The organism is Sedimentibacter saalensis, assembly GCF_007830175.1.
Lineage (GTDB): Bacteria > Bacillota > Clostridia > Tissierellales > Sedimentibacteraceae > Sedimentibacter > Sedimentibacter saalensis.
Genome location: NZ_VLKH01000001.1, coordinates 75,055 through 96,828, shown reverse-complemented (window position 1 = coordinate 96,828; position 21,774 = coordinate 75,055). Strand labels below are relative to the sequence as shown.

General features: G+C 37.8%; 17 protein-coding genes and 1 other annotated feature. Of the genes, 12 read left to right on the top strand and 5 right to left on the bottom strand.

Annotated elements, in window-relative coordinates:
* Window positions 1-52 precede the first annotated feature (52 nt).
* Window positions 53-1,024 (top strand): C39 family peptidase, encoded by a 972-nt coding sequence (locus LY60_RS00435; protein WP_170226055.1) that lies wholly within the window; start codon window positions 53-55, stop codon window positions 1,022-1,024.
* Between the two features lie 150 nt (window positions 1,025-1,174).
* Here the strand turns inward: LY60_RS00435 and LY60_RS00430 are convergent, their stop codons facing one another.
* From LY60_RS00430 to LY60_RS00420, 3 genes are read right to left on the bottom strand one after another with little or no spacing between them, the layout of a single operon-like run.
* Window positions 1,175-1,903, bottom strand: coding sequence for an MBL fold metallo-hydrolase (locus tag LY60_RS00430; RefSeq protein ID WP_145078459.1), 729 nt, complete (start codon window positions 1,901-1,903; stop codon window positions 1,175-1,177).
* An 8-nt stretch (window positions 1,904-1,911) separates the two neighbouring features.
* The gene (locus LY60_RS00425) at window positions 1,912-3,630 is read right to left on the bottom strand and encodes an ABC transporter ATP-binding protein (protein ID WP_145078456.1); all 1,719 of its coding nucleotides are present in this window, start codon (window positions 3,628-3,630) and stop codon (window positions 1,912-1,914) included.
* A gap of 12 nt (window positions 3,631-3,642) precedes the next feature.
* A complete protein-coding gene (locus LY60_RS00420; protein WP_145078453.1) occupies window positions 3,643-4,014 on the bottom strand; it encodes a hypothetical protein in 372 nt (123 codons plus the stop codon).
* A 368-nt stretch (window positions 4,015-4,382) separates the two neighbouring features.
* On the opposite strand from LY60_RS00420, the gene LY60_RS00415 reads away from it, so the two are divergent.
* From LY60_RS00415 to LY60_RS00390, 6 genes are all read left to right on the top strand, one after another.
* Complete coding sequence (locus LY60_RS00415) at window positions 4,383-5,894, top strand: ABC transporter substrate-binding protein (protein ID WP_145078450.1); 1,512 nt, start codon at window positions 4,383-4,385, stop codon at window positions 5,892-5,894.
* A gap of 21 nt (window positions 5,895-5,915) precedes the next feature.
* Complete coding sequence (locus LY60_RS00410) at window positions 5,916-6,872, top strand: ABC transporter permease (protein ID WP_145078447.1); 957 nt, start codon at window positions 5,916-5,918, stop codon at window positions 6,870-6,872.
* Between the two features lie 7 nt (window positions 6,873-6,879).
* Window positions 6,880-7,701, top strand: a complete 822-nt coding sequence (locus tag LY60_RS00405; RefSeq protein ID WP_019228692.1) for an ABC transporter permease — start codon at window positions 6,880-6,882, stop codon at window positions 7,699-7,701.
* Window positions 7,694-8,656 carry an ABC transporter ATP-binding protein gene (locus LY60_RS00400; RefSeq protein ID WP_212633430.1) on the top strand — a complete coding sequence of 321 codons (963 nt, stop codon included), beginning with the start codon at window positions 7,694-7,696 and terminating at the stop codon, window positions 8,654-8,656. The genes LY60_RS00405 and LY60_RS00400 overlap by 8 nt, the downstream gene beginning before the upstream one ends.
* A 10-nt stretch (window positions 8,657-8,666) precedes the next feature.
* Entirely contained in the window at window positions 8,667-9,473 is an 807-nt protein-coding gene (locus LY60_RS00395; protein ID WP_145078441.1) for an ABC transporter ATP-binding protein, read from the top strand.
* Window positions 9,474-9,538: 65 nt separating this feature from the next.
* Window positions 9,539-10,309 (top strand): tRNA1(Val) (adenine(37)-N6)-methyltransferase, encoded by a 771-nt coding sequence (locus tag LY60_RS00390; protein ID WP_246145328.1) that lies wholly within the window; start codon window positions 9,539-9,541, stop codon window positions 10,307-10,309.
* A 205-nt stretch (window positions 10,310-10,514) separates the two neighbouring features.
* Here LY60_RS00390 and LY60_RS00385 read toward each other — a convergent pair whose 3' ends face one another.
* Window positions 10,515-12,044, bottom strand: coding sequence for an FAD-dependent oxidoreductase (locus tag LY60_RS00385; protein WP_145078438.1), 1,530 nt, complete (start codon window positions 12,042-12,044; stop codon window positions 10,515-10,517).
* A gap of 113 nt (window positions 12,045-12,157) precedes the next feature.
* Window positions 12,158-12,370, top strand: a binding site (T-box leader).
* 197 nt (window positions 12,371-12,567) lie between these two features.
* On the opposite strand from LY60_RS00385, the gene ileS reads away from it, so the two are divergent.
* The gene (ileS, locus tag LY60_RS00380; RefSeq protein WP_145078435.1) at window positions 12,568-15,696 is read left to right on the top strand and encodes an isoleucine--tRNA ligase; all 3,129 of its coding nucleotides are present in this window, start codon (window positions 12,568-12,570) and stop codon (window positions 15,694-15,696) included.
* 49 nt (window positions 15,697-15,745) lie between these two features.
* On the opposite strand, the gene aroD is transcribed toward ileS, so the two are convergent.
* Entirely contained in the window at window positions 15,746-16,501 is a 756-nt protein-coding gene (aroD, locus tag LY60_RS00375) for a type I 3-dehydroquinate dehydratase (RefSeq protein ID WP_342783516.1), read from the bottom strand.
* A 691-nt stretch (window positions 16,502-17,192) separates the two neighbouring features.
* Here aroD and ptsP point away from each other — a divergent pair.
* The 4 genes from ptsP (at window position 17,193) to rlmD (ending at window position 21,513) form a co-directional block, all read left to right on the top strand.
* Window positions 17,193-18,950, top strand: coding sequence for a phosphoenolpyruvate--protein phosphotransferase (ptsP, locus tag LY60_RS00370; protein ID WP_145078433.1), 1,758 nt, complete (start codon window positions 17,193-17,195; stop codon window positions 18,948-18,950).
* Complete coding sequence (locus tag LY60_RS00365; RefSeq protein WP_145078430.1) at window positions 18,943-19,524, top strand: flavodoxin family protein; 582 nt, start codon at window positions 18,943-18,945, stop codon at window positions 19,522-19,524. Before ptsP ends, LY60_RS00365 begins: the two co-directional genes overlap by 8 nt.
* A gap of 109 nt (window positions 19,525-19,633) precedes the next feature.
* Complete coding sequence (locus tag LY60_RS00360) at window positions 19,634-20,137, top strand: PaaI family thioesterase (protein ID WP_145078426.1); 504 nt, start codon at window positions 19,634-19,636, stop codon at window positions 20,135-20,137.
* A 20-nt stretch (window positions 20,138-20,157) separates the two neighbouring features.
* Entirely contained in the window at window positions 20,158-21,513 is a 1,356-nt protein-coding gene (gene rlmD / locus LY60_RS00355) for a 23S rRNA (uracil(1939)-C(5))-methyltransferase RlmD (RefSeq protein ID WP_145078423.1), read from the top strand.
* Window positions 21,514-21,774 lie beyond the last annotated feature (261 nt).

Here is a 21,774-nt window from a genome sequence, read left to right as displayed (position 1 = left end):
TAATTGTATTAATTTCATAAAAATGATATATTGGATATGGAGGAGGATAATTATGGATTGGATATGTGAAAATAAAAAATTAAGCAACAATGAACTTACTGGTTTAGAGTTGGAAGGGGATTTTTTAAGATTAAAGAAAGACATGGATGAAGGGTTTCTTGTGACTCCCATAATCGAAACAGAAAAATTCTCTGAGATTACTCCATCATGGAATTCAAGAACTGACGAAAATAGTTTTGTTGAAGTATTCATACAAGTAAGAGTTGAAAACCAGTGGACGGATTTCGTAAGCTACGGAGTTTGGTCTACGGATGGATTTAACAAAGGAATCAAGGAACACGGAAACCATGAGCTCATAAGAGTTACAGAAGACAGAATTTTTATAAAAGATAATAAATTAGCCGATGCAGTAAGAATGAAAGCAGTGCTTACAGGAAAAAATCCGAAACTTAAACTCATTGCATTCAGCACTGATTCCGGTGAAGATGAGGAACTTGAAGGTAACTGCTATAGAATAATTGAAAACGTACCCACAATTTCTCAGCTTGCCAGCTGTCACAAGGACAGCCACTCAATATGCAGCCCTACTTCTCTTACCATGACTTTAAAATTCCACGGTAAAAATTTAAGCCTTGATGAAGTTACAAAGGGAACATTTGACACAGGAAGCGAACTATACGGAAACTGGCCTCAAAACACAGCATATGCCGGAGAACAGGGTATGAGAGCATACACAAAAAAATGCAAAAGCATTAATCCAGTTAAAAACCTCATAGCAAAAGGAATACCCGTTGTGGCTTCTGTTGTTTCAAAAAACAAGGAGCAGCTTGACGGAGCCATATCCGCATTTCCATCAGGACATCTCATGGTTGTTGTTGGTTTTCAAAATGTATGCGGAACAGAATACATAGTAGTAAACGACCCGGCTGCAAACAGCGATGAAGAAGTAAGAAAAATGTACAATCTGGACCAGTGGGTCAAAGTGTGGAGACATTACATTTATTTAATTAAGAATGAAGAGTAGAAATAATAGCTCGACTTTGTCATCCTGAGCGTTAGCGAAGGATCTACTAGTTTAAAAGATGAGATTCTTCGGGCTTTGCCCTCAGAATGACACGATCAAAAAGTTAATTTGTAATCAAAAATAAGTTTCCGGCATTTCTGCCGGAAACTTTTATATTGTAATTTCCATGAATTTTTCTGCTAAGACTATTTCTCCAGTGTATTGTTCTTTTGCTTGTTTTACAAGGTCTTCTAGATTTCCGAAGTGGGGAAGGTGAGTGAGAACAAGCTTTTTAACATGTGCGTTTTTAGCAAGCATTCCTGCCTGTGAGCTGTTCAGATGCCCTGCCTTCGTACCGTCCATGTGGGAATAAAAACTGCATTCGCTTATGAGAATGTCAGATTTGTCAAAGAAACTCTCTAAACCTTCAAAGTATGCTGTGTCTGAAGTGAATGAAAACACTTTGTCACTGCATTTTATTCGTATGCTGTAAGCTTCAACAGGATGGACATTTTTAATGAAGCTTATTTCAAAGGGTCCTATGGTTAAAATACTTTTATCATCAAAATCCTGGCCGTATGTGTAATCTTCCCACTTCAGCAGGTTGAAAAATTCTCCCCTTGGTGCATATATGGGAAGAGATTTGTTTATTTGTCCAAGCTGTGTCTTAATCTGCCTCGCATATTGAAGTGGTCCAATGTCGCACATGTGGTCGTAGTGATAGTGGGTCAATATGACTGCATCAATTTCCCCTAGATCATATTTTTGCTGCATGAGGCTCACAACTCCGCTGCCGCACTCAAGAAGCAGCTTGAAGCCGTCATGCTCCACCATGTAACCGGATGTTGCTTCGCCTGCTTTGGGGAAACCGCCCCAGCATCCTATAATTGTAATGTTCATAAAACCTCCTAAGCCAGGTTTTTAAACTGAGAATTATAAAGTTCCGCATAAATGCCTTCTGCTTTGATTAAATCCTCGTGTCTTCCTTTTTCCTGAATTCCCTTGTCTGTTAAGACAATTATTTCATCTGCATTTTTAATGGTTGAAAGCCTGTGTGCAACAACAACAGTTGTTCTTCCCTTTGACAGTTCCTCAAGAGAATTTTGTATAAGAAGTTCTGTTGCATTGTCTAATGCAGATGTTGCTTCATCAAGTATAAGTATTGGCGGATTTTTCAAAAATACACGGGCTATTGAAATTCTTTGTTTTTGTCCCCCGGAAAGTTTCACACCTCTTTCTCCTACATAAGTGTTGTAACCATCGGGAAGGTCCATGATGAAATCGTGGATGTTGGCCATTTTTGCTGCATGCTGAATTTCTTCGTCTGTTGCATCAAGTTTCCCGCATAGTATGTTGTCATAAATTGTTCCTGTGAAAAGGAACACATCCTGCTGAACAATTCCAATGCTTTTTCTGAGAGATTTGCGGGTGAAATCCTTGATGTCTTTGTTGTCTATGGAAATAGTACCTTCTTCTGTTTCATAAAAACGAGGTATGAGGTGACACAGTGTTGTCTTTCCTCCTCCGGAAGGTCCAACGAAAGCAACAGTCTTGCCTGCATCGATTTTGAATGAGATGTCCTTTAATATTTCCTTGTCGTCTCCGTATGAGAAAGTCACATCGTTGAACTGTATGTCTCCTATGACTTTTTCAATGTCTGCTGCACCTGGTTCGTCTTTTTCTATTTCAGCATCCATTACCTCAGTAAATCTCTTGAATCCTGAAATGCCTGACTGGTACTGCTCAACGAAGTTTATGAGTTTTCTTATGGGATTGAGGAAGTTGCTTATGTACAATATGAAAGCTGCAAAATCTCCAAAGTTTATCCATCCCTTGAAGAAGAAAATCCCTCCGGCGCTTAATACAAGAATGTTTAAAAAGTCAATTACAAATGAAGAACTCACGTGAAATTCAGCCATTACCTTGTAAGCTTTTTTTCTTGCAGTCTGGAATTTGTGGTTGTTGTTTTCAAATTTATCAATTTCATTTTGTTTGTTGCTGAAAGCCTTTGATACTCTTATGCCTGAAATGCTGTTTTCAATTGTGGCATTTACTTCACCGATTGTTTCCCTTGTTTCAAGAAATGTGTCCGACATTCTGATTCTAAGCTTCATTACAATTAAAATCAAAAACGGAACAACTGAAAATACTATGAGAGCAAGAGGGAAATTTATGGTGCTAAGCATTACGAAGCTCCCCACCAGCATTATGAGGGAAATGAACAAATCCTCAGGACCGTGGTGTGCCAGTTCAGACACTTCCATAAGGTCGTTTATTATTCTGGAAGTTAGGCTGCCTGTTTTGTTTTCATCAAAGAACACAAAAGGAAGGTCCTGCAGGTGCTCGAAAATGTCTTTTCTCATATTTGCCTGCATTATGACTCCCATTATGTGACCATAGTATGTAATGTAGTAGTTAAGCCCCACCTTCAACAGATAAATAAGCCCTAAAGCCACCAGCCATGTTACCATGAGGTTGAACTGCTGGTTTGGAACATAAATGTTGATTATGTTCCTTGTTATCATTGGATAAAACAAATCGCACACAGCCATTACAAATGCGCAGACCATGTCGATAATAAATATTTTTTTTACGGGTTTGTAGTATGATATAAATCTTTTAACCATATATGCTCCTTATTATTGCTTTTTAATGAATTTTGAAGCAGCTGCTACAATTAAAAATACCAGCACTGCTGAAACATTCATGATAAAAATTGCTGAAAGTGTGATTTCTCTCATATAACTTGTTACAGCTGTAAATAGAAGAACCAGCAACATGGCAATGTTTGCAGCACTTCCGGGTTCATGCTTCAACAATCTTTTTCCTAAGTCCTTCATGCTGCTTGAGTGCATAAACAAGCTGAATACAATTGCAGGCAAGGCGTATTCCATATTTGTTCTTAAAATTGTGCAGCCTTCCGTGAAAACAAACATTCCTGCTGCCAGCAGAGCATAGCTCCACCATTTTTTTTGCTGCATTTCCTTAAGTTTTTTTCTGCTTGGGTTCATAATCCACCTCGATTTCATATAAATCAATAATGCAACTAATATAATATCATGATTTGCATTTTTTTACAACGTGCTAAATTTAATGTATAAAACCTGTTGTATCATTTCCGGTGCATATAAACATTTGAGTACATGACATTTTTTGTCGAAAAAAATCCTGCATATGTCCGTTAAATTATGTCAATCTATTGACATTTCAAATGATATGTGTTAAACATAAATGTATTTGATTTTAATCAGATTACAGCGCAGCTTTCAAGACTTATTACAGATACTCATGATTTGATAATAAAAGGTGAAAACAAAGCGTTTAATTTGATTTTCAGTAAAAGATATTTTTAAATTTTATTAACTGAAAGGATAAAAAAATGAAAAGAATAATAGCTTTTTTATTAGCTGCCGTTATGCTGTTTAGCATTTCTGCATGCTCCAATCAAGAAAACACTCCTAAAGAGCCACAAACAGCTGCCAAGACCGGCTTGACAATGGGATACACCACTGAACCGGAAGGCCTTGACCCTCAAAGAACTGCAGCGGCCTCAACATTCTCCGTAACTAACAACATTTATGATACATTGGTATCTGTAACATCTGACTGGGAAATCACCCCAAGACTTGCAAAGGAATGGAATGTTTCCGAAAATGGCATGGAAATTACATTCACATTGAGAGATGATGTTTATTTCCACAACGGAAGACAGATGACTGCAAAGGATGTTGAATATTCTTTCAACAGACTTAAAGATGCAGAAAGCCCAAAAGCAAAAGATTATGACAATATAGTTAAAATAGAAACTGTCGATGACTATAATATAAAATTTACAACTGAAACACTGGATGTGGAACTGTTAAAAAGATTTGCATACCCGTGGACTGCAATTGTTCCTGAAGAAGCAGCTGATAATTTAAAAACTGCTCCCGTGGGAACAGGCGCCTTTAAACTGAAAGAATGGAATCCTCAACAGAATTTGACTCTTGAAAGAAATGACAATTATTTCGGTGAAAAAGCAAAACTGGAAACAGTGAAGCTTGTTTTGATACCTGATGCCACAAGCATGATGGCAAGCTTCCAGGTTGGAGACCTGGACATAATTCCTCTTACCGGAGACCAGGTAACAATGGTTGAAAACAATGAAGCTTACCAGGTTATTTCAGAGCCAATGAATGCTGTGCAGATATTGTCAATCAACACTGACAATGAAATCCTGAAAAATGAAAAGGTAAGACAGGCAATGGCCATAGCAATAAACAAAGATGAAGTGATTGAAGCTTCCATGTTCGGCTACGGCGACAAAATAGGTTCACATCTTCCGCCAACTTCACCTGATTACTACGACACAAACAACATGATTGAATACAATCCTGAAAAGGCTAAGGAACTTTTGAAAGAAGCAGGATATGAAAACGGATTTGACATAAATATGACTCTTCCTAAAAATTATCAGCTTCACGTTGATGCAGGTCAGGTTATTGCAGATCAGCTAGGAAAAATCGGCATAAATGTAAAAATTGAAATTGTTGAATGGGGAACATGGCTGAGCGATGTTTACACAGCAAAGAAATTCGATACAACTGTTGTAGGACACACAGGAAGACTTGATTCATATGCGTTCCTGGCAAGATACAAATCCGACAGCAATGATTATATAAGTCTGAAAACAGGCGAGGTAGACCAGCTTCTTGCTGATGCTCTTAAGGAACTTGATGAGAGCAAGAGAAAAGAAATATATAAACAAATACAAGTGATATTGGCTGAGAAACTTCCTGCTATCTATCTGCAGACACCGCGAACAATGCTTGCTCTTCAGAAAGACGTGCAGGGTATGGAAATATTCCCAATAGACGTTTATGACTTCAGCACAGTGAGCTTTGCAGAGTAAGGTATGTAACGGGGTGAATTTATGTTAAGGTATGTTTTAGACAGAGTCAAAAGCTCGGTTGTTGTGTTGCTGGTTGTTTCAATCATAACATTTGCTGTATTAATGATCATTCCGGGGGACCCTGCCCAGCTTATTCTGGGAACTGAAGCAACTCCGGAAATGGTTCAGGAACTTCATGCAGCCATGGGTCTGGACAGGCCCCTTTACCAGCAGTATCTTGGATGGCTTAATGACCTTCTTCATCTTGACATGGGAACATCCTATGTGTACGGGGAGTCTGTGAAATCATTGATTACAGGCAGTCTTCCTGTTACTCTTTCCATATCTGTATTTGCCATGATTATTGCTGTTTTTTTGGCGTTCTTGTTTGGAATGCTATCGGCAATTAAAAAGAACAGCATCATAGATTATTTTTCAAGAAGCATCATGCAGCTTGGAACAGCCATTCCTTCCTTTTGGATAGGAATGGTTTTTATTGTTTATTTCGGTCTTAAGCTTAAATTGTTTCCTGTATCGGGATTTGTTCCGCTCAGTGATAACTTTGCAGGATTCATAAAAAGCATAACACTTCCTTCTGTGGTTCTTGCAATAGGAGAAACAGGTACACTGTTAAGAATTGTAAGAAGCTCCATGCTTGATTCATTGAATCAGGACTACATGGACATGGCAAAAGTAAAAGGGCTTGGGGCACGAAAAGTTTATGTTAAATATGCGTTGAGGGGAGCTCTCGTTGCACCGCTTACAATTATTGGAATGCAGTTTGCAAAACTTGCAGGAGGAACCGTCGTGGTTGAGACTATTTTTTCACTGCCAGGATTGGGCCGTCTGGTTTTGAGTGCCGTGGAGCACAGAGACATTGTTCTTCTCCAAGGCCTTGTGATGTTTATTACAGCAATGGTAATCTTCATCACATTGGCGGTGGATGTGCTGATAATGTTTATAAATCCTAGAATAAAATCCTTTCAGCGGGGAGAATAATAAATAAATGAAAAAAAATTTGAGCATCGCAACAGGTATCATATTAATTTTGCTTGTTTTAGCAATGTGGGGGTTGTCATTTGTATACATGCCGTACCCTCCAAATGAAATGAATATATCAGAGCGCTTTTTAAAGCCTGACTTCGATTCCGAACACATTCTTGGTACAGATAACTTCGGAAGGGATATCCTCAGCAGATTAATGTACGGCTCGAGAAATGTGCTGCTTGTGGGGATAGGATCTGTAACCCTTGGAACCACATTTGGCATAGCATTGGGAGCTGTTGCTGCAATGTTAAAAAAAGCAGCAAGCTCTGTTATCATGCGAATTATGGACGGGCTCATGTCATTTCCGGGTATTCTTCTTGCACTTATGATTGTTACAGTGGCTGGAAAAGGTCTTAAGGGTTCCATCATAGCCATAGCAATTTTCATGATTCCTGTTTTTGCAAGGCTTGTGTATTCAATGATACTTGATACGGAAAATCTTCTGTATATAAAGGCTGCAAAAAGCTATGGAACAACAAACAGTAAAATATTCTTCAAGCACTTTGTTCCTGCCATGCTGCCCAAGCTTGTAACTCAGTACAGCTCTGCCATAGGCTCTGCTGTTATGATAGAAACATCACTTTCATTTCTTGGTCTTGGAATTCAGCCGCCATATGCAAGCTGGGGACTGATGCTCAGCGAATCAAGGCAGTACTTCCTAACATATCCGTACCTTGCAGTGGCTCCTGGAATAGCAATAATAATTACAATTCTTGGATTCAATCTCATAGGAGACGGATTAAACGACATGCTCATCAACAGGAGGAGCCATGATGAATGAAATTATAAATGATAATACTGTAATATTGAAAAACCTTCATGTAAGTGATTCAAAAGGCAATACTCTTGTGAGCAGTTCATCCATGAACATTGAAAAGGGAGAAATTTTCGGACTGGTTGGAGAATCAGGTTCCGGGAAAACTCTCACAGCAAAGTCACTTATAAATCTTCTGCCTGATGATTTGATTTTCAGCGCTGATGAAATGATTGTTGCAGGGAAAAATATGCTTGAAATTTCTACAAGGGAAAAGAAAGCACACATTGGGAAAAATGCAGGCTATATTCCTCAAAATACTGTTTTTTTTCTTCATCCCATGATTAAAATTAAAAATCAGATTGCAGATGGTTTTATTGACCATACAAACAACAATAAAAAAGAATCCCTTCTAAAAGCAGAAGGCATACTCAGCAAGGTAGGTTTTTCAAATCCAAAGTTGGTTTTAAACTACTACCCCTGGCAGCTGAGCGGAGGAATGAGACAGCGAATTAACATTGCAATGGCACTCATGAACGATCCTAAGCTCATTGTGGCTGACGAGCCTACAACTGCACTGGACAGCACCGTGCAGAAACAAGTTATGGAACTGTTCAGGTCAATCAATGACGAGCTTAACATATCAATACTTTTGATATCTCACGACTTGGGGCTGGTTAAAAACTACAGCCACAGCCTTGCTGTCATGTATGCAGGAGTGGTGGTCGAGTCAGGAACAACAAAATCAGTGTTTGAAAATCCAAAACATCCCTACACTCAGCTTTTAATAGACATAATTCCCACCATGAAGATCAAAAAGACAGAGCCCCTTGCAGAAATACCGGGTTATGTGCAGGAAAAGGGAAGGGACACAAAAGGATGTTTATTTAGAAACAGGTGTCCTAAGGCAATGGAAATATGCGAGACTTATGTCAAGGATCATGAAGAGGACGGTCATTATTTCAGATGCAATTTAGATTAAGAGGCTAATTATGAGCATTGAAGAAAACAAATCTGTTATAACAGCTAAGAATATAAGAAAAGAATATGTAGTGAAAAAGCACTTTTTAACCGGAAAAGTGAAAGAAAAAGTTGCTGCGGTAAAAAGTGTGAATTTTATAGTTGAAGAAGGAAAGACTCTGGGTATAGTGGGTGAATCGGGAAGCGGTAAATCAACAACCGGTGAAATTGTTGGGGGGCTACAAAAACCCACATATGGCAGTGTTTATTATTACGGAAAAAATATTGCTGAAATGACTGCCGAAGAGCACAAGGAATACAGAAGAAATGTCCAGTTTATTTTTCAGGATCCCCAAGGTTCCATGGACCCCAACTATAAAATAGGCGAAATTATTTCCATGCCGTTATTTACTCTCAACATAGCAAGAGATAAAAAAGAAGCAAACAAGATGGTAGATGAAATACTTGCAAAGGTTGGACTTGATTTAAACATCAAAAACAAGTATCCATCTGAAATAAGCGGTGGACAGTGTCAGAGGGCTGCAATAGCAAGAGCTCTCATTGTAAGCCCAAAAGTTATAATATGCGATGAACCGGTTTCAGCTCTTGATGTTTCAATTCAAGCTCAAATAATTAACTTGCTTAAAAAGCTTCAAAAAGAGCTTAACATTGCCTACATTTTCATTTCTCACGACATAGGAGTTGTAAATTACATGTCGGACACAATAATAGTTATGCAAAACGGTGCTGTTGTTGAAGCAGGAGAGGCAAAACATGTTCTCCTTCACCCTGCAGAAGAATACACAAAAAAATTACTGGACAGCGCGATTATTAATTAAGAATTAAGAGTTAAGAATTAAGAATTAAAAGCTAAATATAGAAAATTATGGACGTTATATAATATATGAAAGGTTTCAATATCAATATGGACATACTGCTCAATGAAGATGAAAAAATAGAGGATTTACAATGCAACGGCTTAAAAATCATTCAAAATAAAAAATGGTTTTGTTTTGGCATGGATGCTGTGCTTCTCACAAATTACTGCGACATTAAAAACAATTCAAAAATTGTGGACTTGGGAACCGGAACAGGAATCATTCCCATACTTTTAAGCGGAAAGAAAAATTATTCCAAGGCATATGCGGTTGAAATTCAGGAAGAAGTTGCAGAAATGGCAAGAAGAAGCGTTGAGCTCAACAATCTGCAGGATAAAATTGAAATTTTAAACATTGATTTAAACGATGCAGGGAAATACTTAGAGCCCAATTCATTTGATGCTGTAATTTCAAATCCGCCCTACAAGCTGAGCAACAGCGGCATTGTTAACCCAACGGACAAAAAAGCAATTTCAAGGCATGAAATAAAGTGCTCTCTTGAAGACGTAATAAAAACTGCCGCAATGCTTTTGAAGCAGTACGGACGTTTTTACATGGTGCACCGTCCGGACCGACTGGCTGACATAATCTGCCTCCTTCGAAAATACAGGCTTGAGCCTAAACAAATCCGCTTTGTTCACCCAAGAGCAGCAGAAAAACCAAACATGGTACTAATAAGGGCATCAAAAAACGGTAATCCGGAACTTAAATTTGACCCACCACTTTATATTTATGACAATGAAGACAAGTACACAAAAGATGTGTACGAAATATACGGAATGGAAGTGCCCGAATAAATAAACTTTGCTATAAAATAAATTCGACATTCAACACGTAGGGGCGGACCTCGTGTCCGCCCGTTGTCATATGAACAAGGTTACTGCATCTCGTCATTTTGTCAGATGACAACAACCCCGTCCCCTCGTCACATATGCCAAAATGTTGTCTATGATGTTCAACACGTAGGGGCGGACCTAGTGTCCGCCCGGCTTTTATTTATTGCTATTTCAAATTTATCGTCACTTTATCCAGCGGCTTAACTGTTGGACCTTCAAGTATATTTCCCTTTATGTCGTATCTAGAGCCATGGCATTGGCAATCCCATGTTTTTTCTGCCTCATTAAATGAAACGCCGCACTTAAGATGAGAACAAACAGGGTTAATACAAAAATAATCACCCTTGTCATCCTTGTAAACTCCAACCTTTTTGCCGTTGTAGTTCACAATTTTTCCTTCCCCTTCCTTTACTTCAAGTATTTCATCGGGAACAATTGCAACTCTTTTCATGAATCCCGCAGCAATACTTTTCACAGAAGATAAAAATTCCTTTGAAGACTGCAGTGGGGTGAATCTGGAAGGATTGAAAATCTCAGAATAGTCATCATCAATTTTTAAAATTTTATTTCGCAGAATCAATGCTGCTGCAGCAGAATGAGACATGCCCCATTTTTTGAAGCCGGTTGCTACGTACAGATTTTCAAAACTATTTGAATAATGACCGATGTAAGGGATCTTGTCATAGGTCATGCAGTCCTGGGTGGACCATTTAGAAACTATATCTGCATTCTTGAAGTTTTTATTCAGAAAATCTTCAAGCTCCTTGTAAGATTCTTCCTCATTGTCCTTTTCTCCTGCACGGTGATTGCCTCCGCTTAAAAGAAGTACATTTTCCTTGTTTGAAAATTGATAGCGCATTGAATAAATTGGGTCGTTGACATTTATGTACATACCCTCAAATGGTTCTTCATGGGTTTTGGCAGCAATGATATATGATTTACTCTGATAAAGCCTGAGAAAGTACAATCCGAAGCTGTCATCAAAAGGATAGTGGGATGCAACAACAACTTTATCTGCATAAATTTTTCCTTTTTCGGTTGCAACGGTAATGCCTTCGCTGTGAGGCTCAATGTTTAAGGCTCTTACATTTTCATATACTTCACAGGAATCAGATTTTGTTATTATGTCTAAAAGTTTGTACAGATATTTTAGGGGATTGAACTGGCCCTGGTTCTTCACTCCTACAGCAGCAAGGGCGTTGTTTGGAAGAGGTGTGTTTTCAGTATAATAACTGTCAATTCCTAGTTTTTTGTAAGCTTCAAATTCAGTCTTTATTTCTTTTACTTCACTTTCATCCACTGCATATACATATGCTGTCTGTTCTTTGAAATCGCAGTCTATGTTGTTTTCCTGGATTATTGTTTTAACCAGATTCAAGCCTTCCTGGTTTGCTTTCAGATATTGTTGAGCTTCATCCAAACCAAGACTATTTATAAGGTAATCGTAAATAAGGCTGTGCTGTACTGTTATTTTTGCAGTTGTATAACCGGTTACTCCGTAACCTATACTGGTTGCTTCAATTATTCCTATTTTAAAGCCGCTGTTTCTTAACAGGTATGCTGTTGTAAGTCCTGTAAGGCCTCCTCCTATTATCAGCAGGTCAAATTTTTTACCCTCAAGACTGTCTTTGTTCTCGGATGTTTTTGATTTGCTTCCGGCTGTATTGTGCCAGTATGAATCCCTCGGATATTCCATATTATCCTCCTAATTTGTGAATTTCATATTTAATTATTCTTTCAGAAAAAAGTCAATTTATTCCTTGACTTTAAAAACATTTTAATATATCATAATACAGAAACAAAATAATAATAATGACGGTGACTGGAAGAGTAACTGCAGTAGGACTCAAAGAGATACAATCATATGGTGGGAGATTGTAATTCTGAATGCAGCGAAGATCATCCACGAGTTTAATTTCTGAAGATGAGTAAGAAATTACGTATAAATGCGTTAAATTTTCAAGATGCATATTTAATTTATTTATATGTAATTTGGGTGGTACCGCGGATTTCGTCCCATGTCTTTTAGACATGGGACTTTTGTGTATGCCCTAACCCCATTTTCAGAGGTTTTCCTGAAAATGGCGGTAGTCCTACCACAACGAATTCCCAATATATGCGACCGGAGGGAGCAAATATATTGGGGAATGAGACTGCGCAGCATGTAATATAGCCGTGGTGCAATAGAATACAAAAAATATATAACACAGGAGGAAAAGATGAAGTTATTTAAAGACATATCAAAAGCCGATTATAAAACAAATGAGCATGAGATATCACAATACTGGAAAGAAATTGATCTTTTGGACAAAAGCGTTGAAACCAGAAAAGACAGTAAACCTTTTATTTTTTATGAAGGACCGCCTACAGCAAACGGCAGACCTGGAATTCACCATGTAATTGCCAGAACGCTGAAAGACTCCGTATGCCGATACAAGACAATGGAGGGTTTCCAGGTAAACAGAAAAGCAGGATGGGATACACACGGACTTCCTGTTGAAATAGAAGTTGAAAAACAATTAGGACTTAAAGATAAAACAGACATAGAGAATTACGGTATAGATAAGTTCAACGAAAAATGCCGTGAATCTGTATTCACTTACGAAGGGCTGTGGAGACAGATGACAGAGCGTATGGCTTACCTCATAGACCTTGACCATCCTTACATCACATTGAACAATGATTACATTGAATCAGAGTGGTGGATACTTGACAACATGTTCAAGGACGGACTCATGTATGAAGGACACAAAATACTTCCATACTGCCCTAGATGCGGAACAGGTCTTGCATCCCACGAAGTAGCACAGGGATATGAAGAAATCAAGACAATGACTGCATATGTTAAGTTCAAGAAAAAAGATGCAGACGAATATTTCTTAGCTTGGACAACAACACCATGGACACTTTTGTCAAACGTAGCTTTGACAGTGCATCCTGATGTTGATTACATTAAAGTAAGAACACTGGACAAAGAAGACAAAAATGGCGAAGTATATTATATTTCAAAAGCTTTGGCAAGTGCAGTAATAAAAGAAGAATATGAAGTGCTTGAAGAAATGAAGGGCAAGGACCTTGAGTTCATGGAATATGAGCAGCTTATGCCATTTGTAAATGTTCCTGAAGGTAAAAAAGCATTCTTTGTGACTTGTGCTGATTATGTAACTACAGAAGACGGTACAGGAATAGTACACACTGCTCCTGCATTTGGTGAAGACGACTACAACACAGGCGCAAGATACAATCTTGCTGTATTAAATCCTGTTGATGACACAGGACGTTTCAGAGGAACACCTTGGTCAGAAATGTTTGTAATGGATGCAGATGCACCAATTTTGGCATGGCTTAAAGAAAACAGAAAACTGTTCAGAAAAGAACCGTTCCTTCACAACTATCCACACTGCTGGAGATGCCATACACCGCTGTTGTACTATGCTAGACCAAGCTGGTACATCAAGATGACAAACCTTAAAGATAAGCTTATAGAAAACAACAACTCAGTTGAATGGTATCCTGATTTTGTTGGTGAAAAGCGTTTTGGAAACTGGCTTGAAAACTTAAATGACTGGGCTATATCAAGAAGCCGTTACTGGGGAACTCCGCTTCCTCTTTGGAGATGCGACTGCGGTCATGTTGAAAGCATAGGCTCAAGAAAAGAACTGGCTGAAAAAGCTGTTGAGGAAATAGATGAAAACACTATTGATCTTCACAGACCATACGTTGACGATGTCCATATTGTATGCCCTAAATGCGGCAAGCATATGACAAGAGTTAAAGATGTTATTGACTGCTGGTTTGACTCAGGTTCAATGCCTTATGCACAGTGGCACTATCCTTTTGAAAACAAGGAAAACTTCGAAGATTTATTCCCTGCAGACTTCATCTGCGAAGGAATAGACCAGACAAGAGGATGGTTCTATTCGCTCATTGCCATATCAACATATGTGAGAGGACAGTCACCATACAAGAGAGTTCTTGTTAATGACCTTGTTCTTGACAAATTCGGTAAGAAGATGTCCAAATCAAGAGGAAACACAGTTGACCCGTTTGATTTGTTCGACAGATACGGCGCTGATGCTTTGAGATGGTACTTGTTGTTTGTATCACCTGCATGGTCACCTACAAAATTTGACGAAGACGGACTCAAGGAAGTGCTGAGCAAGTTCTTTGGAACAATTAAGAATGTTTATACTTTCTTTGCATTGTATGCAAATACAGATTCAATAAATCCAAAGGAATTCTTTGTAGAATACAAAGACAGACCTGAACTTGACAGATGGATAATCTCCAAGTACAACAACCTTGTAAAATATGTTCGTGAAAGCATGGCTGTTTACGACCACAACAAGACAGTTAGAGCAATTCAGGATTTCGTGAACGAAGATTTGTCAAACTGGTACATCAGACGTTCAAGAAGAAGATTCTGGGTTCCTGAACTTACAGAAGATAAAAAAGCAGTTTACAACACAACTTATGAAATATTGGTAGGAATAGCACAACTTACTGCACCTTTTGCACCGTATCTGTCAGAAGAAATCTACAGAAACCTTACAAACGAGCCATCAGTGCATTTAAGCTACTATCCTGAATACCATGAAGAATTAATAGATGCAAATGTTGAAGAGAGAATGGACCTTGTAAAGGATCTTGTTAAACTTGGAAGAGCATCGAGAGAAAATGCAAAAATCAAGGTTAGACAGCCAATAAGAAGAATCCATATAGACGGAAAATATCAAAAGCTGATTTCAGATTTAGTACCGTTAATCAAAGAAGAACTGAATGTAAAGGATGTTGTGTTTGAACACGACCTCAATGAATTTATGGACTTCTCCCTGAAACCAAACTTCAAGGTTGCAGGACCAAGACTTGGAGGAAATGTTAAGGCATTTGCTGGAGTATTGGCTAAATCAAATGCTCTTGAAATAATTTCAACAGTTCAGTCAGGCAAGGTATACGAGCTTGAAGTAAACGGCGAAAAAGTTTCAGTCGATGAAGAATTATTAGACATCCGTATTTCTGCTAAGGAAGGCTATGATGTTTCAACAGGCAACAACCTGTTCACAATAATAGACACATTCCTTACTGAAGATTTGCTCAACGAAGGATATGCAAGAGAATTCATATCAAAGGTTCAGCAGATGAGAAAGAACAACGGATATGAAATGATGGACAGAATCAAAATATTCTACAACGGTTCAGAAGAAATAGACAAAGCCGTTAAAGAATTTGAAGATTTCATCAAGAGTGAAACTTTGGCAGATTCAATTGAAAAAGCAAGTGACACTTTTGAAGTTCACAACTTAAACGGAATCGACACAGGAATGAAATTAGAAAAAACAAGCAAATAATGATACAATAAGTAATGGCTGATGCACATGATGCATCAGCCATTTATTATCACTCCAAGTGCAGTAAATCCAATACCTCTTTGACTTTTGCGGCACTTATTTGCCCGGGAGCAGAAGTGTTTTTTACAACAGCAAATGTCATACATGAGCCGAACAATTCTCCTGACAACCTTGTGATGGCACCCAGCCTTCCCATGGACATGGTTATACATGGAAATCCGTACTTGTTTTTTACTTCCATGGTGGCAGATAAAAGTTCAAGGACATCATCATCACATGTGGGCATCACTGCAATTTTGGAAATGTCAGCTCCGTTTTCCTGCATTTTCAAAAGTCTTTTTATAATTTCGTCCTTGTCAGGGGTTTTATGAAAATCATGATTTGACATAACAACTTTAATATGTTTTTCATGAGCAAAAGCTACGGCTTTCCTTAAACTTTCCTCATGGCTGAAAAGTTCAATATCTACCATGTCTATGAGCCCGCTGTCCGTTGCCATATGTATGAGTTCAAAATAGTTTTCTTCAGACATGTCATGAACCCCTCCTTCTTTTTTTGTTCTGAATGTAAAAAGAAGAGGTTTAAAATATATTTCTCTGATTTTTTTAAGAAGATCAACTACCTTTGAAAAATCATCCACATCTTCATAAAAATCAATACGCAGTTCTGCCAGGTCATGATCAACTTGATTTAAATCATTAATTTCATCAAGTATGCTGGTTATATTTTTTCCTGTAAGAGGGATGCATATTTTAGGCAAGCCGCTGTTGAATATTAAATTTTTGCACTGTATTGTCTTCATCATGATACTCCTCATTAATAATTTAATTGCAAAAACATTTGTTTATTTTTCAAACCGTAGGGGCGGACTACTGTCCGTCCGGTGTTATTAATTCAATTGTTTTCGGGAGGACAGAGTCCCTCCTCCTACATTATTGAAACAACTTTGTCATCAATCTGCAAGTTGCGCAGCAACTCAGGCTATAGATAAACTGTAGGGGCAGATCTTGTAGAGGCCACTGAAAAACTATATATTTATTCACTGTCATTCTGAGGCGTAGCCGAAGAATCTCATGTTTTCAACAAAGATGAGATCCTTCACTGTCGTTCAGGATGACAGGAAAGACTTTTTCAGTGGCGTCATCTTGTATCCGCCCGTATAATTAATTCAATAATTTTGTTATATGCGGGAAGACACGAGGTCTTCCCCTACAATAACAGCATAGCTGCCATTTTTAATTATAGTATAAATGTAATTTAAATGAAATGTTTTTGTTTTTAAATTTAATACATTGTACAGTAAACAAGAAAATCCATAGTTTCAACGGTGAAAACATTACCACAAAAAAATGTTGAAATTGCAGTATTTTGATTGACAATGAATTGTTTTTAGTAATATAATTATATAAATTGGGTGAAGAGTTTGTTTTTGTACCTAGATTTATGTTTACATTGAGTAAATATTGGTTATTACTAAGCTGAAAGGTAGTGAGTAGATGAAAGGTTTGGGAGTCTCACCAGGCATTGGTATTGGAAATGCTTTTATTATTGATAAAAAAGCAATGAACATAGAAAGAAAGCATGTCATTGACACAGATTCAGAAATAAAAAGACTTAGAAATGCCTTGGAAATCGGGAAGAACCAATTAAATGAACTATATTTAAAAACCTTGGAAGAAGTCGGCGAAAAAGAAGCACAAATTTTCAAGTCTCACGAAATGATGCTTGAAGATGATACTTTTTCATCAGATGTTGAAGTAAGAATTAAAAATGAAAACATAAATGCTGAATTTGCCATCAATGAAACATCAGACACTTACATTAAGCTGTTTGAAAATATAGAAGATGAATATTTAAGGGAAAGAGCAGATGATATCAGGGATGTAATGACAAGAGTCATTAAAATCCTGCTTGGAATAAATAATACGGATTATTCAAGGTTAAAGGAAAACTCCATAATCATAGCTAAGGACCTGACTCCTTCGGATACTGCCCAGATAGATAAAAGCAAAGTTGCTGCCATGATAACCGAAATGGGAGGAAAGACATCCCATGCAGCAATAATTGCAAGGATAATGGGAATTCCAACTGTTGTAGGGCTTGAAAATATCACAAACAAAATTAAGCCAAATGATTTTGTTATTTGTGACGGAAAATCAGGAAAAGTCCTGATAAATCCAAATCAGAAACAATTAAAATATTACACGCAGAAAAAAGAAAAAGAAGAAGAAGTAGGCAATGAACTAAAAAAACAAATAGGTCTTTCAACAGTGACAAAGGATGGTTTTGAAGTTTCATTATCAGCAAATATAGGAACACCCAGGGATGTAGACATGGTTCTGGAAAATGACGCTGAAGGAATAGGCCTTTTCAGAAGCGAATTCATTTTCATGAACAGAGAGCTGTCTCCTACTGAGGACGAACAATTTGAAGAATACAAGGAAGTTCTTTCAAGAATGAACAACAAGCCTGTAATCATCAGGACACTTGACATAGGCGGAGACAAGAATGTTCCCTATATTGACATTCCAAAGGAAATGAATCCTTTCCTGGGCTACAGAGCAATCAGGCTTTGTCTGGGAAACATAGATGTTTTCAGAACACAGCTCAGGGCAATTTTAAGAGCAAGCATTTACGGCAACGTGAAAATTATGTTTCCTATGATTTCTACCATGAAGGAACTAAAGGATGCAAAGAAAATCTTGGAAGAGGCCAAATTAGAACTTAAGAAAGAAGGCAAGTCTTTCAGGGATAACATAGAAATAGGAATAATGATTGAAATCCCGTCGGCTGCCATAATATCCGACATGCTGGCCAGAGAAGTTGACTTTTTCAGCATTGGAACAAATGATCTTATTCAGTATACATTGGCAGTTGACAGAATGAATTCAAAATTGTCGCACCTTTACAGCCAATACCATCCTGCTTTATTGAGACTTATAAAAAGCATTATAGAAAATGCACACAAGGCAGGAATATGGGTTGGAATGTGCGGTGAAGCTGCAGGAGACCCAAAACTGATTCCTGTATTTCTGGGAATGGGACTTGATGAATTCAGCATGAATGCTCCTTCGGTATTGAAGTCCAGATATATTATAAGAGGGCTCAAGAAGAAGGAAATGGAACAAGTGGCTGCCAACACGCTGAATCTGGAAAATGCAGTGGAAGTCGAAGATTATTTAAGCTGTTTGTTTGCAGATGAAAATGACAGCTATTTAAAAAGATGTAAAATCAGGAGCAAGACTAATGACTAAAAAAGTATCCATAGTGTTTCACAGCGTATGCGGCAACAATTTTCTTATAGCAAAAGAATTTTACAAGGAATTTGAAAGCCAAGGTGCAGAAGTTAAGATGTTTAGGGTTAATGACCCAAATCTTGAAGAGCTTGCAAAACAATTTACTATAGCAGGGCAGTACAAAAATGAAATGCTCAGCATTGATGAAGCAAGTCCTGAAAAGCTTCTGGACTCAGACATAATATTGATGGGTTCTCCAACATATTATGGAAATGTATCAGGAGCAATGAAATCCTTCATGGATGCATTTTCTCCTTATTGGACGGGAGCGTCCTTCTGGGGTAAAAAACTGTTTGCATTTTCCACATGTGCAAACGGGCAAGGCGGAGGAGACATGTGCCTGAATGCAATCAACATTTTCGGACAGCACATGGGAATGACAAATGTTCCTGTACCTTCAAACTTGGTGTCAGGGCAAAGTTTCCCGGCTTACGGGCTTTTGCACTATGTTGGAGACTATTCAAACATGAGACCCAGCGGATTTACATTGATGGCTGTAAAGGCCATGACGGAAAGATTGTTGGAACTGTAATTACAAACGACTTGGCCGCAAGGTTAAGTCGTTTTTTACGGAATGAAAATTTGACTGATTTATAATGCTGTAGTAATATAGTAGCAGCTAAAAGAATAGAGGGAATGAAATGAAATATAAAGTGAAAAGAAAACAGCAGGTCAGCAAGGGATGCTTCATATGCGGAACTGAAAACCATGAATCTTTGAAAACAAAATTTTATGAACTTGAAAACAATGAACTGATGTCCATATCAACTCCTACTCCAACACATCAAAGCTATCCGGACAGAATGCACGGCGGAATAATATCAGCAATACTGGATGAAGTAATAGGAAGATCAATCATGATACTTGAGCCTGGCGCATGGGGAGTGACGGTGGAACTTAACATCAAGTATAAAAAACCCGTTCCATTAAGCAAGCAAGTAAAAGCAACAGCAAGAATAACAAGGAACACAAGGCTTATATTTGAAGGAACAGGAGAAATTCTTTTAGAAGACGGAACTGTTGCAGCAACAGCATATGCAAAATATGTAAAAATGCCGATTGAAAAATTAATTCAAGATACAGGAGGAGACATGTCTCTTATGATAGATGATGAAACACCGTCTCCGGAAGAAGTGGAATATTAAACGAACATACAGGAGTACAAATGAAAAAGAACGATATAATTGAAGTAACAATAGAAGCAATGAATTTTCCCAACACCGGTAAAGCAACATTCCAGGGAAAAACAATAAAGATTAAAGGTGCTTTTCCCGGGCAAAAGGTCCTGGCTAAAATAAGCCGAACAAGAAAAGACAGTGCCGAAGCAAAAGTAATCGAAATTTTAGAGAACGCTGACTATGAGCAAGAACCCATCTGCTCACATTTCAATGTCTGTGGCGGATGTGCGTACCAGAACATCCCTTATGAAAAGCAGCTTGAATTTAAAAAAGAACAGGTTAAGTCAATAATAGACAGCGTTATTGAAGAACCATACGAATTCCTTCCCATAGTTCCAAGCCCCAAACAGACGGAATACAGAAACAAGATGGAATTTTCATTTGGGGATGAAGTAAAGGATGGTCCTTTATCTTTGGGAATGCACAAGAAAAACAGCTTTCACAGCATAATAAGCACCAGAGGGTGCCAAATTGTCGATGAAGATTATCGACAGATTTTATGTCAAATACTGGATTATTTCCAAGGAAATAGTCAAACATACTACCACAAAACATCAAAAATAGGCTTTTTAAGGTACTTGCTGGTGAGAAAGACAGAAAAAACAGGAGAAATTTTAATAAACCTGATCACCACAAGCCAGGGAACACTAAACGAGCAGGAATTTGTGGACTTGGTTCTTGGCATGAACCTGAAGAGCAAGGTAAAATGCATTGCACATTCCATATTTGACGGTGTGGCAGATGTGGCAAGAGCAGAAGAAATGAAAATTCTTTACGGTGAAGACAAAATAACTGAAGAGCTCTTGGGACTTCATTTCAACATTTCATCATTTTCATTTTTTCAGACAAATTCATTGGGTGCAGAAAAATTATATTCAATTGCAAGAGATTTCATCGGAACCACAAAAGACAAAACAATTTTCGACCTTTATTCGGGAACAGGAACAATAGGTCAGATTTTAGCACCAACAGCCAAGAAGGTTATAGGAATAGAAATAGTAGAAGAAGCTGTAGAAAAGGCAAATGAAAATGCAAAATTAAACGGTCTGGACAACTGCACATTCATTGCAGGAGACGTCTTGAAAAAAATTGATGAGCTCCAGGATAAACCGGATATAATAGTCCTGGATCCTCCAAGAGAAGGAATTCATCCAAAAGCAATTCAAAAAATAATAGACTACAAGCCAGAAACTTTCATCTACATTTCATGCAAGCCAACGTCCCTGGTAAACGACCTGCCAGTCTTCATAGACAACGGCTACAAGGTAGTAAAAGTTCAGTGCGTAGATTTATTCCCTCAGACACCGCACGTAGAAACAGTGCTGCTGATAGAGAAGAAATAGTGTTGATGGAAAATAAATATTGTGACAAAAAAATAAATAACATGACAAAAAACAAATAATGTGAAAATATATATTTGATGATTGACACATACCTTGCTTGGTTATAATTTTAATTAAGGTGAGGTATTTTTTTTACGGGTCGAAAAAAACTAAATTTAACTGAAGCAATAATTGAGAAGATGCAGTTAAATTATATGATAAAGTACAACAATTAGATATAATTAATAGAGAAAATGGACAAAGTGAAGAAATTACTAGTGA